The organism is Leclercia sp. 1548, assembly GCF_050435045.1.
GTDB classification, from domain to species: Bacteria; Pseudomonadota; Gammaproteobacteria; order Enterobacterales; family Enterobacteriaceae; genus Enterobacter; species Enterobacter adecarboxylatus.
In genome coordinates, this window is sequence record NZ_JBNDJP010000001.1 from 1,088,429 (window position 1) to 1,102,455 (window position 14,027).

The 14,027-nt window shown below is 54.6% G+C and carries 13 protein-coding genes; 8 read left to right on the top strand and 5 right to left on the bottom strand.

Features of this window, described 5'->3' with window-relative positions:
* Nucleotides 1–529 precede the first annotated feature (529 nt).
* Both dcuC and rna read left to right on the top strand, forming a co-directional pair.
* The gene (gene dcuC, locus ABIE02_RS05270; RefSeq protein WP_032617015.1) at nucleotides 530–1,903 is read left to right on the top strand and encodes an anaerobic C4-dicarboxylate transporter DcuC; all 1,374 of its coding nucleotides are present in this window, start codon (nucleotides 530–532) and stop codon (nucleotides 1,901–1,903) included.
* An 88-nt stretch (nucleotides 1,904–1,991) separates the two neighbouring features.
* Nucleotides 1,992–2,801, top strand: a complete 810-nt coding sequence (rna, locus tag ABIE02_RS05275) for a ribonuclease I (RefSeq protein WP_059308521.1) — start codon at nucleotides 1,992–1,994, stop codon at nucleotides 2,799–2,801.
* A 7-nt stretch (nucleotides 2,802–2,808) separates the two neighbouring features.
* Here rna and ABIE02_RS05280 read toward each other — a convergent pair whose 3' ends face one another.
* On the bottom strand, nucleotides 2,809–3,429 hold the full coding sequence (locus tag ABIE02_RS05280; RefSeq protein ID WP_336994773.1) for a flavin reductase family protein: 621 nt from the start codon (nucleotides 3,427–3,429) through the stop codon (nucleotides 2,809–2,811).
* A 409-nt stretch (nucleotides 3,430–3,838) separates the two neighbouring features.
* On the opposite strand from ABIE02_RS05280, the gene rnk reads away from it, so the two are divergent.
* Nucleotides 3,839–4,249, top strand: coding sequence for a nucleoside diphosphate kinase regulator (rnk, locus tag ABIE02_RS05285; protein ID WP_059308523.1), 411 nt, complete (start codon nucleotides 3,839–3,841; stop codon nucleotides 4,247–4,249).
* Nucleotides 4,250–4,321: 72 nt separating this feature from the next.
* Here the strand turns inward: rnk and ABIE02_RS05290 are convergent, their stop codons facing one another.
* Nucleotides 4,322–5,560: a zinc-dependent alcohol dehydrogenase gene (locus tag ABIE02_RS05290; protein WP_032617011.1), complete on the bottom strand. Its 1,239-nt coding sequence runs from the start codon at nucleotides 5,558–5,560 to the stop codon at nucleotides 4,322–4,324.
* A 225-nt stretch (nucleotides 5,561–5,785) separates the two neighbouring features.
* Here ABIE02_RS05290 and uspG point away from each other — a divergent pair, with 225 nt between their 5' ends.
* Entirely contained in the window at nucleotides 5,786–6,214 is a 429-nt protein-coding gene (uspG, locus tag ABIE02_RS05295; protein WP_032617010.1) for a universal stress protein UspG, read from the top strand.
* Between the two features lie 259 nt (nucleotides 6,215–6,473).
* Here the strand turns inward: uspG and ahpF are convergent, their stop codons facing one another.
* Nucleotides 6,474–8,036, bottom strand: a complete 1,563-nt coding sequence (ahpF, locus tag ABIE02_RS05300; RefSeq protein WP_077226188.1) for an alkyl hydroperoxide reductase subunit F — start codon at nucleotides 8,034–8,036, stop codon at nucleotides 6,474–6,476.
* A gap of 314 nt (nucleotides 8,037–8,350) precedes the next feature.
* Nucleotides 8,351–8,914, bottom strand: coding sequence for an alkyl hydroperoxide reductase subunit C (gene ahpC / locus ABIE02_RS05305; protein ID WP_032617008.1), 564 nt, complete (start codon nucleotides 8,912–8,914; stop codon nucleotides 8,351–8,353).
* 753 nt (nucleotides 8,915–9,667) lie between these two features.
* Between ahpC and citR the strand changes: the two genes are divergently transcribed.
* On the top strand, nucleotides 9,668–10,564 hold the full coding sequence (gene citR / locus ABIE02_RS05310; protein ID WP_032617007.1) for a DNA-binding transcriptional repressor CitR: 897 nt from the start codon (nucleotides 9,668–9,670) through the stop codon (nucleotides 10,562–10,564).
* Nucleotides 10,565–10,632: 68 nt separating this feature from the next.
* Here the strand turns inward: citR and ABIE02_RS05315 are convergent, their stop codons facing one another.
* The gene (locus ABIE02_RS05315) at nucleotides 10,633–11,793 is read right to left on the bottom strand and encodes a pyridoxal phosphate-dependent aminotransferase (protein ID WP_262658451.1); all 1,161 of its coding nucleotides are present in this window, start codon (nucleotides 11,791–11,793) and stop codon (nucleotides 10,633–10,635) included.
* Between the two features lie 121 nt (nucleotides 11,794–11,914).
* Between ABIE02_RS05315 and ABIE02_RS05320 the strand changes: the two genes are divergently transcribed.
* Genes ABIE02_RS05320 through ABIE02_RS05330 form a run of 3 tightly spaced genes read left to right on the top strand, consistent with a single transcriptional unit; the run spans nucleotide 11,915 to nucleotide 13,754 of the window.
* Nucleotides 11,915–12,529, top strand: coding sequence for a methylthioribulose 1-phosphate dehydratase (locus ABIE02_RS05320; RefSeq protein ID WP_059308526.1), 615 nt, complete (start codon nucleotides 11,915–11,917; stop codon nucleotides 12,527–12,529).
* On the top strand, nucleotides 12,526–13,215 hold the full coding sequence (mtnC, locus tag ABIE02_RS05325; protein ID WP_032617004.1) for an acireductone synthase: 690 nt from the start codon (nucleotides 12,526–12,528) through the stop codon (nucleotides 13,213–13,215). Before ABIE02_RS05320 ends, mtnC begins: the two co-directional genes overlap by 4 nt.
* Nucleotides 13,212–13,754: a 1,2-dihydroxy-3-keto-5-methylthiopentene dioxygenase gene (locus ABIE02_RS05330; RefSeq protein WP_032617003.1), complete on the top strand. Its 543-nt coding sequence runs from the start codon at nucleotides 13,212–13,214 to the stop codon at nucleotides 13,752–13,754. Before mtnC ends, ABIE02_RS05330 begins: the two co-directional genes overlap by 4 nt.
* Nucleotides 13,755–14,027: the final 273 nt, after the last annotated feature.

Sequence of the window (14,027 nt, forward strand, 5' to 3'; positions counted from 1 at the left end):
CCACAATAAACACTTTATTTTAGCCATCATGATCGCGAACTTAATATATTCACATCCCGCGTAATATAAAGCACAATAATAATATCAAACCTTGCCAACACACCTGACACAACACTATTTCCCACCGATAAATCATATTCCAGAAACCATAACAACCAGATATCAATAATAAGTCAAAAAGGTAATATCCCCATGAGGATAAGCCCCTCAGGAATAAAGTTAAAAGTCAGCCTGAGCAGCGTCTGGCGCTGGCAAAAGAGACTGGAACATACGCGGGGAAACGCCTGAGACAGAAGTCGTTTTCGATTTGTTTCATTTTGTGCGGTGACTGGCTCTCTACAAGCCGTACAGAACTAACCCATGCTCATTCGCGTTGCGGCAGTAGCATAATCGGCCTGAATACTTCTTTAGTAGGCGTTTTATTGATTTTGGTCAGCGAGGCCGGTCCATTATTTCGGCACATTTTGTCACCTTAACTTTATTGCTAATTATCCTTTCGCTCTGGGGGCGTCGGGACACTGAGGGATCCATGCTAACGTTTATCGAGTTACTGATTGGAGTGGTGGTCATTGTCGGCGTCGCACGCTACATCATCAAAGGCTACTCCGCCACCGGCGTGCTGTTTGTGGGCGGCCTTGTCCTGCTGATTGTCAGCGCCCTGATGGGCCATAAAGTGCTGCCATCCAGCGCCACCAGCACCGGTTACACCGCAACCGACATTGTTGAGTACATTAAAATCCTGCTGATGAGCCGCGGTGGCGATCTGGGGATGATGATCATGATGCTCTGTGGGTTTGCCGCCTATATGACGCACATTGGCGCCAACGATATGGTGGTTAAGCTGGCCTCAAAGCCGCTGAGCTATATTAACTCCCCTTACCTGCTGATGATCGCCGCCTATTTCGTCGCCTGTCTGATGTCGTTGGCCGTGTCGTCGGCAACCGGCCTGGGCGTTCTGCTGATGGCCACCCTGTTCCCGGTGATGGTCAACGTGGGGATCAGTCGTGGCGCGGCGGCGGCTATCTGCGCCTCTCCGGCAGCGATTATTCTCTCCCCGACCTCCGGTGACGTGGTGCTGGCCGCCAAAGCCGCCGAGATGCCGCTGATCGACTTCGCCTTTAAAACCACCCTGCCGATCTCCATCGCAGCCATTCTCGGCATGGCGGTTGCGCACTTCTTCTGGCAGCGTTACCTCGATAAAAAAGAGAACATCTCCCACGAAAGACTCGACGTCAGCGAAATCACCACCACCGCCCCTTCGTTCTACGCCATCCTGCCGTTTACGCCCATCGTTGGGGTGCTGATTTTCGATGGCAAATGGGGGCCGGAGTTGCACATCATCACTATTCTGGTGATCTGCATGCTGCTGGCGGCGGTGCTGGAGTTTGTTCGCGGCTTCAATACCCAGAAGGTATTTAGCGGCCTGGAAGTGGCGTATCGCGGCATGGCGGATGCCTTCGCTGGCGTGGTGATGCTGCTGGTGGCGGCCGGGGTCTTTGCCCAGGGGCTTAGCACCATCGGCTTTATCCAGAGCCTGATCTCCATCGCCACTTCGTTCGGTTCCGCAAGCATTATCCTGATGATGGTGCTGGTGGTGCTAACCATGCTGGCGGCGATGACCACCGGTTCCGGTAACGCGCCTTTCTACGCTTTTGTAGAGATGATCCCGAAACTGGCGCACTCCTCCGGTATTAACCCGGCCTATCTCACCATCCCAATGCTGCAGGCTTCCAACCTGGGCCGTACCATCTCCCCGGTCTCCGGCGTGGTCGTGGCCGTCGCCGGGATGGCAAAAATCTCGCCTTTCGAAGTGGTAAAACGCACATCCGTGCCGGTCCTCGTGGGCCTGGTCATCGTCATTATCGCCACAGAGGTATTGGTGCCAGGCACTGCTGTGGGTTAAGGCACACTACAGCATAAAGCGCCTACGGGCGCTTTTTGTGCTTTAATAATCCCCAGCAATATTTTGCTTTCAATCATCAGGAATAGACATGTTCAGAAAGGATCTCGTTTTGCCTGCCAGCGCAACCGCCGTGGTGCTGTGCGCCTTTGCGGCGCAGGCTGCCCCGCTTCAGGCAACACAATATGCGGATTTTGATCGCTACGTGCTGGCGCTCTCATGGCAGTCCGGCTTTTGCCAGAGCCTGCACGATCGCAACCGCGACGCGCCCGACGAATGTCGCCTGCAAAAAGAGCGTGACGATAAAACAACGATCCTCACCGTTCATGGTCTGTGGCCGGGCTTACCAAAATCCATCGCCGCACGCGGGGTCGACGATCGCCGCTGGATGCGCTATGGCTGCGCAACCCGCCCAGTTCCCAATATGCCGGAGGCAAAAGCCAGCCGTAAATGCGATGCCGCAGAGACCGGATTATCGCTGACGGGTGCCGCGAAGCTGAACGAGGTGATGCCTGGCGCAGGCGGCAATTCCTGCCTGGAACGTTATGAATATGCCAAACACGGCGTCTGCTTCGGCTTCGATCCCGACGCCTATTTCAGCACTATGGTGCGGATGAATCAGGAAGTGAAGGCCAGCCCGCTTGGGCAGTTCCTGGCGGCAAATTACGGCAAAACCGTCAGCCGCAGCGCGTTCGACGCCGCGGTAGCCAAAAGCTGGGGGCCGGAAACGGTGAAAGCCGTTAAACTCAGCTGTAGCGGCAAGCCAGCCTATCTTACCGAAGTGCAGCTCACGCTCACCGCAGCCAGCATCAACGCCCCGCTGGCGACCCCCTCGTTCATCGCCCAACCGCATCCGGGTAACTGCGGCAAGCAGTTTGTGATCGACAAGATCGGCTACTGAGGTTGGCTCACCCTTTTCGGGCGTCCGGGCGTACCAGATCAAAACGCTGATCCTCACCGATGGCGAAGTACGCCGTCGGCCCCCCGGCGCGCAGGACCGGCTGCGCTTTCGCCGTCTGGTAAATGCCGTCATGCAGCAGGCTTTCATCAATGTGGATCCCGACCACCTCCCCCAGTACCAGCCAGGTATCGATCGAATCGCCGTTCGCCGCCGTCAGCTGGATGCACTGCGACAGGCGGCATTCAAAGTTGACCGGGCTTTGCGCCACGCGCGGGACTTTCACCACCCGGCTTTCGGCTTTGGTCAGCCCGGCACGTAAAAACTCATCCTCGCCGTGGGGCAGGCTGGCGGAGGTTTCATTCATGGCGCTGGCCAGTTCCCGGGTGGTGAGATTCCAGACAAACTCCCCGGTCTCGACAATATTGCGCACGCTGTCTTTCCAGCCCGTGCTGGCGAAACCGATAATGGGCGGATGGTAGTTAAAGCAGTTGAAGAAGCTGTACGGTGCCAGGTTAGGGCGTCCTTCAGTATCGCAGGAGGCAATCCAGCCAATCGGGCGGGGTCCAACAATCGCGTTTAATGGATCATGCGGCAGGCCGTGTCCCTGGGAAGGTTGATAAAAATACATAACGCTCTCTGGAAATTGAGGAATAAAAACTGGCAGGCACGGATTACGCTTCGCTCATCCCCCTACCCCAAGAGGATCAGCGTAACGCAATCCGTAGAAAAGTAAGACTGAATAAAGTGCGACAGTCTTCGTTGTTCTGCTGTTATGGGTGTTTCACGCGACATAACTTGCGCCTTAAAAGAATAATCCAGATTGACGAAGATTCACCTTTTTCGCCTGAATTTCATACTAACGACCCAGTAATGGCCGCTGGATTAAATCCACGCCATGAATGTGACAAGCATCACTTCAAACCGGGGCACAGACTCAGTATTATCAGACAGAGTTGAACCCTCGCTACCGGATGGCGAGGGTTTTCTTTTGGCATCTCTTCTGCGGTTGTCGCAGCATTAACGACATGGAGTAAATAATGTCCAGACCCACAATCATCATTAACGAACTCGATGCTGAGCGTATTGACCGCCTGCTGGAGCAACCGGCCTTTGCCTCGCTGCCTATCGCCAGCGCCCTGAACGACGAGCTGGATCGCGCGCAGATGTGTGCGCCGCAGGACATGCCCGCTAACGTGGTGACCATGAACAGTCAGGTAAAATTTCGCGATTTGACCACCGGCGAGGTGCGCACCCGCACGCTGGTCTATCCGGCGCAGATGACCGACAGCAGTACACAACTGTCGGTTATGGCACCGGTAGGTGCTGCGCTGATTGGCCTGCGTACTGGCGATACCATCCACTGGGAACTGCCGGGCGGTACCGCCACGCATCTGGAAGTGCTGGAACTGATCTGGCAGCCTGAAGCGGCGGGCGAATACCTGCGCTAATCCCATCTGAACAAGCGTTAACCCGCTTTGCCCAGAGGATGCCAGGGCATCCTCTTTCCGCGTCTTCCACTGTCAGATAACGCCGCCCGGCACAGGGTTGACCAGCCCGGTAACCCGCTCTTTTGCCACTTCTGCGCTTTGCGCGCCGGGTACCAGGATAATTTTTCGGCAATCTTCCTGACGTTTCTCAAAGATTTCGTAGCCACGGGCCGCCTCTTCAAACGGCATATAGTGGGTCACGATCTCCTCCGGTTTAAGCAGCCCCTGTTCTATCAACGGCAACAGTTCGCCGAGCCAGGCGTGAACGTTGGTCTGCCCCATTTTAAAGGTGAGTCCTTTGTCGAAGGCATCGCCAAACAGGAAACCGTGAATAAACCCAGCATAGACGCCGGGGACGCTGACAATACCCCCCCGCCTTACCGCGGCGATACACTGCCGCAGGGCTTTACCGCTGCTACCTTCGAGCTTGAGGTTTGTCAGCACCGTTTCGGTCGTGCTCCCTTTCGCCTCAAAGCCGACCGCATCAATCACCGCGTCCACACCGCGCTGGCCGCGGGTCTGCTCGATAATTTTTTCTGCGGCATCGTCGTCGCGGTCAAAATTGATTGGGATCGCGCCGTAACGGTCCTGGGCAAAACGCAGCCGGTAGTCGTGATGATCGACAATAAAAATCTGCTCAGCCCCGAGATAGCGTGCGCAGGCGACGGTCAAAAGCCCCACCGGCCCGGCACCGAACACCGCGACGCTGCTGCCCTGTGTAATCTGGGCATTTTTGGCTGCCTGCCAGGCGGTAGGCAGGATGTCCGAGAGGAACAGCGCTTTATCATCTGACAACACCGGCGGCACCTTAAATGGCCCGACATTGCCTTTAGGTACACGAACATATTCCGCCTGGCCGCCGGGTACGCCACCGTACAGATGGCTGTAACCAAAGAGCGCAGCCGGAGGTGGGATCTGTTTTTTATTCAGAGTCGCGCCACGCCCAGTGTTGGTACTTTCGCAGGCGGCATATTGCTGCATACGGCAGAAAAAGCAGTCGCCGCAGGCAATGACAAAGGGGATCACCACCCGGTCGCCTTTCGCGAGATTTTTCACGTCGCGCCCGGTCTCCACCACTTCGCCCATAAACTCATGGCCGAAGATATCACCATGTTCAACCTTAGGTATCTTCCCGCGATAAAGATGCAAATCAGAACCGCAGATCGCAGTTGCTGTGATGCGCAGAATGATATCGTCAGCTTGCTCGATGGCCGGATCGGGTACCGTTTCAACCTTAACGCTGTGTGGTCCGTGATACGTCAATGCTTTCATTCGACCTCCGGTTTCAGAGAAAAAATGCGGGTTTACCTTAAAAGGGTAGCCATCAGCGGGGATATACTGGGGAATTGTGAGGCTTTGGGATTAATCCTGGATGTGAAGCGTTACGGCAAAAGGCCGACAAACGAGGCGATATAAAAAAGTGTCAGCGAGCTATCAGAATCCAAATATATTTTGTGTTTGAATGGATTAAGCGTAAATAAACAAGGAGAAACGGTTATGTACCAGACAATTATCATGCCGGTGGATGTTTTCGAGATGGAATTGAGCGATAAGGCGATCCGCCACGCTGAATTCCTGGCCCAGCAGGATGGCATTATTCACTTACTGCACGTTTTACCTGGCTCTTCCAGCTTTGGTTTGCATCGCTTCGCCGCCGATATGCGCCGCTTCGAGGATCATATTCAACACGAGGCACAAACCCGGCTGAAGACAATGGTGAGCCATTTCAGCATCGATCCGTCGCGGATCAGAACCCATGTCAGTTTTGGTAACGTCCGTGACGTGGTGAATGAGGTGGCCAGCGAGCTGAAAGCCGATATCGTGGTGATCGGATCGCGTAACCCGTCTATCTCCACTCACCTGCTTGGCTCCAACGCCTCCAGCGTGATCCGCCACGCTTATATTCCGGTGCTGGTGGTGAGATAAAAAAGAGGGTTGCGTAATCCGCCCTTCTCCACCCATCGGCCTGGCACCAACGTCGCCAGCGCGATCCGCCACGCTTACAGCCCGGTGCGGGTGGTGAGATAAAAAAGAGGGCCACGCAACCCGTCCCTCTCCACCCATCGGCCTGGCGCCAACGCCGCCAGCGCGATCCGCCACGCTTACAGTCCGGTGCAGGTGGTGAGATAAAAAAAGAGGCTACCGTCAGGTAGCCTCTGTGCTTTGCAGGTGTAGTCTTACGTTCTTATGCTTTGGTGCGAATCAGATGATCGAAGGCGCTCAGGGAGGCTTTCGCCCCTTCGCCGGTCGCGATGATAATCTGTTTGTACGGTACGGTGGTGCAGTCGCCCGCCGCAAACACGCCCTTCACGCTGGTTTCACATTTGGCATCGATGATGATCTCGCCCATGCGGTTACGCTCAATTGCGCCTTCCAGCCAGGTGGTGTTTGGCAGCAGACCAATCTGAACGAAGATCCCGGCCAACGCGACGCTGTGCACATCCCCGCTCACGCGGTCACGGTACTCAAGACCGGTCACTTTGCTGCCGTCGCCTTTCACTTCGGTGGTCTGCGCGTTCAGGATGATATCGACGTTTTTCAGGCTGCGCACTTTATCCTGCAGAACCTGGTCGGCCTTCATCTCTGGCGCGAATTCCAGCAGCGTAACGTGTTCAACAATGCCCGCCAGGTCAATTGCCGCTTCCACACCGGAGTTACCGCCGCCAATCACCGCAACGCGCTTGCCTTTAAACAGCGGGCCGTCGCAGTGCGGGCAGTAGGTGACGCCTTTGGTACGATACTGATCTTCGCCAGGCACGTTCATGTTGCGCCATTTGGCACCGGTAGCAATGATGATGCTGCGCGCTTTCAGCACCGCGCCGGAGGCGGTTTCAATCTCATGGAAGCCGCCTTCCTGCGCCGCAGGCACCAGCTTGCTGGCGCTCTGGCTGTCGATCACATCCACTTCATAGTCACTGACGTGCGCTTTCAGCGCGCCAGCCAGTTTTTGACCTTCGGTTTTTGGCACGGAGATATAGTTTTCGATATCGACAGTATCCAATACCTGGCCGCCGAAACGTTCGCCCATCAGACCGGTACGAATGCCTTTACGGGCAGAGTAAACTGCCGCCGCCGCACCCGCCGGGCCGGAGCCAACGATCAGCACATCATAGGCATCACGCTTGTTCAGCTCTTCAGCAGCGCGTTTTTCAGCGCCGGTGTCCACTTTGGCAACGATCTCTGTCAGTGTCATACGACCCTGACCAAACTCTTTGCCGTTTACAAACACGGCCGGAACGCCCATCACGTTGCGATCGGTGATTTCGTTCTGGAACACGCCACCATCAATCGCGGTATGTTTGATGCGTGGGTTCAGCACCGCCATCAGGTTCAGGGCCTGCACCACGTCCGGGCAGTTGTGGCAGGAGAGCGAGTAGTAAGTTTCAAATTCAAAATCACCCTCGATATCGCGGATCTGCTCCAGCAGCGCCTGCGCCTCTTTCGACGGATGACCACCGGTCCACAGCAGCGCCAGCACCAGTGAAGTAAATTCGTGTCCCAACGGGGAACCGGCAAAGCGCGGACCCTGAGTAGAGCCTGGGTTGGTGATCAGGAAGGACGGCTTGCGCACCGGCAGGCTGTTATCTTCCTTGAAGGTCACTTTCTCAGACAGTTCGGCAATTTCTGCCAGCAGTTCCTTGATTTCTGCCGATTTAGCGCTGTCGTCCAGCGTGGCAATCAGCTCAACAGGTTTGGTCAGCTTCTCAAGGTAGGCTTTGAGCTGGGTTTTCATATTTGTGTCGAGCATTATTCATCTCCTGCTTAAAAAACATCATCATGCAAGCGGCCTTATCCGGGCTGCCTGAATGCAACTTGCATCATGGTGCTGGAATGAAATGGGCGCAGATGCGCCCATTGATACCGGGTGGCACGTCGTTTACCCGGCCTACGGTTGTGTAGGCCCGTGCAAGCCGAGCGCCGCCGGGCGTTGCAGACGAATTTCCAACGTGGTTCGCGTCAGCGCAAGGCGGCTAGCCTGTGAGTCCCCGGCGCTTACAGAAGTAAGAGACCGGGGCGAGCAGGCGACGCCAACGCCGCTATGGCGCGAAATACGACGGAAATTTAGATTTTGCCGACCAGGTCCAGGGATGGAGCCAGAGTCGCGTCGCCTTCTTTCCATTTCGCCGGGCACACTTCGCCTGGGTGAGAAGCAACATACTGAGCCGCTTTGATTTTGCGCAGCAGGTCGGATGCGTCACGGCCAATACCTTCAGCGGTAACTTCGATGGCCTGGATGATGCCCTGCGGGTCAACGATAAAGGTGCCACGGTCGGCCAGACCTTCGTCTTCACGCATGTTTTCAAAGTTACGGGTCAGGGCGCCAGTCGGGTCACCGATCATCGCGTATTTGATTTTCGCGATGGTTTCAGAGCTGCTGTGCCATGCTTTGTGGGTGAAGTGGGTGTCAGTAGAGACAGAGTAAACGTCTACGCCCAGCTTCTGCAGTTCTTCGTAGTGATCTGCAACGTCACCCAGTTCGGTCGGGCAGACGAAAGTGAAGTCAGCCGGATAGAAGAAGAACACGCTCCAGCGGCCTTCGGTATCTTTCTCAGTGATCTCTACGAAGTCACCGTTTTTGAACGCCTGGTTTTTGAAAGGTTTAATCTTGGTATTAATTAAAGACATCTGTACTTCCTCCGTGTTTTCGTTGAAAGCTAAGGTAACGAACTTTTCATAAACGGGCTAATGCGTTTGCTTTATCAAATCAATCAGCAATACCTAACAACGTCTGACGCATAATGGGATTAGCAAAAGTAAAAAGGCCACCTTAACGGCGGCCCTGTTACCTGAAAGACCCGGGGGCCTCTTCAGTGCCAGCCAAGGCTGGCGATGCGTTGCGCTCTACATTACCTTTCGCAAGGTCGTAACAGCGTCGTCGATTACACCACCCACCCCGATAAAGGGCAATTAGCAAAGACGTTGTAATACCTATGATTGCGATAGGTTTTATCTAACCCCTTTGTTGTCATTGATTCAGATAGCAGGCATACCAGGATGCGGTTGGGGAAAATGCCGATCGGCGTGCCGCCCTGTTTAAAATGCAGAAAGCTCATCAGTCAGGCACGGTACGCCAGGAATAACCAGATTGAATTACATCAGGTTGTTAGATTAACAGACAGAGACCAACTTAATATGATGATGAGTGCGTCTTAATACTGTAGTGGCGGCAGAATATCAACTATTCCGCACGCTTTTTTCAGATAAAAATCATCCCACCAAAGGCTACGCGTTTATTTCATTAATCTGCATCCATGATATATTAAGATTGAATTTAAATTCAGTTAAGTTATTCAATCCATTGGATGGTGAATGGCTGACTAACTTCTATAATTATTGTGTATAAGAATGCGGTAACAGCACAGCTTATCAGGATGAACAATGGCTAATCTTTACGATCTGAAAAAATTCGACCTTAACCTGCTGGTCATTTTTGAATGTATTTACCAGCACCTCAGTATCAGCAAAGCGGCGGAAACGCTTTTTATTACCCCTTCCGCGGTGAGTCAGTCTCTGCAACGATTACGTAATCAGCTTAACGACCCGCTGTTTATCCGCTCCGGGAAAGGGATCACGCCGACCACGGTAGGGACCAATCTGCACATTCATCTGGAACAAAACCTGAACCAGCTGGAGCAAACCATCAATATTATGCATGGCAGTAAACTGACAAAGAACTTTGTTATCTACTGCCCGCAGTTGGTCACACCGCAGGTGATGCTTGAGCCAATGAAGCGCCTGATGGACCTGCATAATTATGAAATTGAGCTGCACGATCTCCTGCTTGCGCCGGACTCCACAGAGAGCCTGCTGGCCTACCGTAAGGCAGATTTAGTGTTCTCCTTTGCACCGGTTCAGAATCGTTCTATCGTCTGCACCCCGTTCAAAACCCTGCCGTTCACCCTTGTTTGCCGTAATGACCATCCGCGCATAAACGGCAAAATTGAAATCGAGGACCTGCTACAGGAAAAGTTCACTGCATTCTTGAGTGAGGAACCTGGCGTAAAAGATTACCAGCAAAAAATGAATCATAAATTGTCGGAAAGAAATATCGTGTTCAGAAGCGACTCTTTTATGTCAATCCTGGCCATGATAAGCGCCTCAGATTTAGTGGGTGTTGCACCTGAAACAACCTTTGAACAATTTGGCAAAGTGCTGAATTTAAAACGCGTCGAGGTCGATTATAAATTGCCTCCCGTTGAAATTTACATGATGTATAACCGCTCCGCGTTAAACAGTCCGGTATTTGCAGATTTTATTGAAAACAGCCTGGCGTAAAAAAGCCCGTATTTCGTGTTTAAAATAACGGGCCACTGTAAAGCGAGCCTGATGACTCACTGCTTAAATCAAATTGCCGCCAGGCGCTCGGCTGCCGCCTGCAGCGTAGCCTCCTGTTTGGCGAAGCAGAGACGTATCAGTTTGTGGGGGAACGGGTCGGCACAAAATACCGATAACGGTATTGCCGCCACGCCTACCTCTTTGGTGAGCCACTGGCAAAAACTGACATCATCCAGATCGGAAATGGCGCTGTAGTCAGCCAGCAGGAAATAGGTGCCCTCGCAGGGTAAAATTTTCAGCCGGCTGGCGCTCAGCGCGTCGATAAACAGATCCCGACGGGCGCGGTAAAAGTCCGGCAGCTCACGGTAATGTTCCGGCTGGTTACGCAGCATATCGGCAATCGCCAGCTGTGCCGGGGTGTTGACCGCAAAGGTCAGGAACTGATGCACCTTGCGCAGCTCGGCGCTGATCGCCGCCGGTGCCACACAGTACCCCACCTTCCAGCCGGTCATGTGGAAGGTTTTACCAAAGGATGAGACGGCAATCGCCCGCTCACGCAGCTGAGGATGAGCCAGCACGCTGGCATGTCCCGCGTCGGCAAAACAGATGTGCTCGTACACTTCATCGCTCAGGACATAGATTTCACGCTCCGCAATAGCCTGCCACAGCGCAGCAAAATCCTCTTTCTGCCAGACCGTTGCCGACGGGTTATGCGGCGTATTCAAAATCACCAGCCGGGTTTTATCGCTCAGCAGCCCTGCAAAAGCCTGCCAGTCCGGGCGAAAGTGCGGTGGCTGGAGCGCCACGCGCTTCACCACGCCACCGGACAATTCAATCGCCGGGGCATAGCTGTCGTAGCTCGGGTCAAAGCAGATCACCTCATCGCCGGTACGCACCAGGGCAGTAATCGCCGCATACAGCGCTTCGGTCGCCCCTGCGGTGACGGTGATTTCACTGTTTGCATCCGGTTGATAGCCATACAACTCTGCGGTTTTGTCAGCAATCGCCTCGCGCAGCGGCTGCGCCCCGGTCATCGGTGCATACTGGTTCGCGCCGTTTGCCACATGGTAAGCCAGCCGTTGTTGCAGATAATCCGGGCCATCGAAATCGGGAAAACCTTGCGACAGATTAATCGCCTTATGTTGCTGCGCCAGGGCACTCATCTGCGTGAAGATGGTGGTGCCGAGACCGGGTAGTTTACTCTGTGGAATCAACGGGTTATTGCTCATTTCAACGGACCTGTATGTAATACATATGTTGCTGCCACTATAACACGATGTTAGTATTTGGCAATCAAGACGCTTAGACGTCTAAACCATAATGATATTCCTGGCCGAAGAGGTAAGAAGGATGACAGACAACCTGCAACTCACATCCCTGGTCGATGCCTGCCATTGGATCGGCGCAAAAGGCTGGGCACCCGCCACCGGCGGCAACATGTCCGTGCGTCAGGACGATAACTGGTGCTGGCTCAGCGAATCCGGTAAAGACAAAGGTAGCCTGACGCCCGATGACTTCCTGCAGGTTGAAATTGCCACCAACCGCGCCCCCTCCGGGCGAAAACCTTCCGCAGAAACCGGCCTGCACACGCTGGTCTATCGCCTCTTCCCGGCGGCGAACGCGGTGCTGCATGTCCATACGGTGAACGCGACGGTGCTGTCGCGACTGGTCAAAGAGCCGGAGCTACACCTCAGCGGCTTTGAGATGCAGAAGTCACTCAGCGGCCAGACCAGCCACCTTGATACCGTGCCCATTGCCGTGTTCGATAACGACCAGGACATTGACGCCCTCGCCTCCCGAATCGCCGATTACGCCCGGCAACGTCCGCTTAATTATGGTTTTCTTCTGCGCGGTCATGGCTTAACCTGCTGGGGACGCGACGTTGCAGAAGCACGGCGTCACCTTGAAGGCCTCGAATTCTTGTTCGAGTGCGAGATGCGTTTACGACAACTGGAGAGAGTATGATTCGCGCGATTGTGACGGATATTGAAGGCACCACCAGCGATATCCGTTTTGTCCACAATGTCCTGTTCCCTTATGCACGCGAGCGGCTGGCGGCCTTTGTCAGCGCGCAACAGTATGCCGAACCGGTCAACACCATTCTGGACAATCTGCGCGAAGAGATTGCTCAGCCGCAGGCCAGCACCAACGACCTGATCGCCACCCTGTTCGCCTTTATGGATGAGGATCGCAAATCAACGGCGCTGAAAGCCCTGCAAGGGATCATCTGGCAGGATGGCTACGTCAACGGTGATTTCACCGGCCATCTCTACCCGGACGTGCTGCCCGCGCTGGAAAAGTGGAAGTCGCAGGGCATTGATCTCTATGTTTATTCCTCGGGATCGGTGGCGGCGCAAAAACTGTTATTTGGCTACAGCGACGAAGGTGATATTACTCATCTGTTCAGCGGCTATTTCGATACCCATATTGGCGCCAAGCGCGACGTGCAGTCTTATCAGAATATTGCGGCACAGATTAACCTTGCCCCCTCGCAAATCCTGTTCCTGTCTGATATTCATCAGGAGCTGGACGCCGCTGAGCAGGCCGGTTTTCGCACCCTGCAACTGATTCGCGGCGATGACGACGGCGCCAGCCATCATCATCAGGTGCACCAGTTCGACGACATCAACCCGGAGCAGATCCCTTCATGAGCGCATTGACCATTTTTTCCGATAAAGAGGCCAGCGAGCCGCAGTGGCACAGCACCGACCCAGAGGCGATCCAGCAGCAGCTGAATGCCCGTGGCGTTCGCTTTGAACGCTGGGAAGCCGACCGCGACTTAGGCCAGGATCCGGCAGCCGACACGGTGATTAATGCTTACCAGCACGCCATCGACAAGCTGGTGGCAGAAAAAGGCTACCAGAGCTGGGACGTGATCAGCCTGCGTGCGGATAACCCACAAAAAGAGGCCCTGCGCGCGAAGTTTCTCAATGAACATACGCATGGCGAAGATGAAGTGCGTTTCTTTGTCGAAGGTGCGGGGCTGTTCTGCCTGCACATTGATGACCAGGTGTATCAGGTTCTGTGCGAGAAAAACGATCTGATCTCCGTACCCGCCGGTACACCGCACTGGTTTGATATGGGTTCCGAGCCGAACTTCACCGCCATCCGTATTTTCGATAACCCGGAAGGCTGGGTGGCGCAGTTCACCGGCGATGCGATCGCGGATGCGTATCCAAGATTGCCTTAACGTTTTTCCCTCTCCCCTTTGCTGAGGGATCCCCACAAAAAATAGGCACGGTCGGCTCCTTCTCCTGATATTGGCACGGTCGGCCCCCTCTCCCGATATTGGCACGGTCGGCCCCCTCTCCCGATATTGGCACGGTCGGCCCCCTCTCCCGATATTGGCACGGTCGGCCCCCTCTCCCGATATTGGCACGGTCGGCCCCCTCTCCTGATATTGGCACGGTCGGCCCCCTCTCCTGATATTGGCACGGTCGGCCCCCTCTCCCGATATTGGCAC

Excerpts from the sequence above, each read along its gene's own strand:
- dcuC (WP_032617015.1), top strand. The coding sequence starts at position 530 with ATGCTAACGTTTATCGAGTTACTGATTGGAGTGGTGGTCATTGTCGGC.
- rna (WP_059308521.1), top strand. The coding sequence starts at position 1,992 with ATGTTCAGAAAGGATCTCGTTTTGCCTGCCAGCGCAACCGCCGTGGTG.
- ABIE02_RS05280 (WP_336994773.1), bottom strand. The coding sequence starts at position 3,429 with ATGTATTTTTATCAACCTTCCCAGGGACACGGCCTGCCGCATGATCCA.
- rnk (WP_059308523.1), top strand. The coding sequence starts at position 3,839 with ATGTCCAGACCCACAATCATCATTAACGAACTCGATGCTGAGCGTATT.
- ABIE02_RS05290 (WP_032617011.1), bottom strand. The coding sequence starts at position 5,560 with ATGAAAGCATTGACGTATCACGGACCACACAGCGTTAAGGTTGAAACG.
- uspG (WP_032617010.1), top strand. The coding sequence starts at position 5,786 with ATGTACCAGACAATTATCATGCCGGTGGATGTTTTCGAGATGGAATTG.
- ahpF (WP_077226188.1), bottom strand. The coding sequence starts at position 8,036 with ATGCTCGACACAAATATGAAAACCCAGCTCAAAGCCTACCTTGAGAAG.
- ahpC (WP_032617008.1), bottom strand. The coding sequence starts at position 8,914 with ATGTCTTTAATTAATACCAAGATTAAACCTTTCAAAAACCAGGCGTTC.
- citR (WP_032617007.1), top strand. The coding sequence starts at position 9,668 with ATGGCTAATCTTTACGATCTGAAAAAATTCGACCTTAACCTGCTGGTC.
- ABIE02_RS05315 (WP_262658451.1), bottom strand. The coding sequence starts at position 11,793 with ATGAGCAATAACCCGTTGATTCCACAGAGTAAACTACCCGGTCTCGGC.
- ABIE02_RS05320 (WP_059308526.1), top strand. The coding sequence starts at position 11,915 with ATGACAGACAACCTGCAACTCACATCCCTGGTCGATGCCTGCCATTGG.
- mtnC (WP_032617004.1), top strand. The coding sequence starts at position 12,526 with ATGATTCGCGCGATTGTGACGGATATTGAAGGCACCACCAGCGATATC.
- ABIE02_RS05330 (WP_032617003.1), top strand. The coding sequence starts at position 13,212 with ATGAGCGCATTGACCATTTTTTCCGATAAAGAGGCCAGCGAGCCGCAG.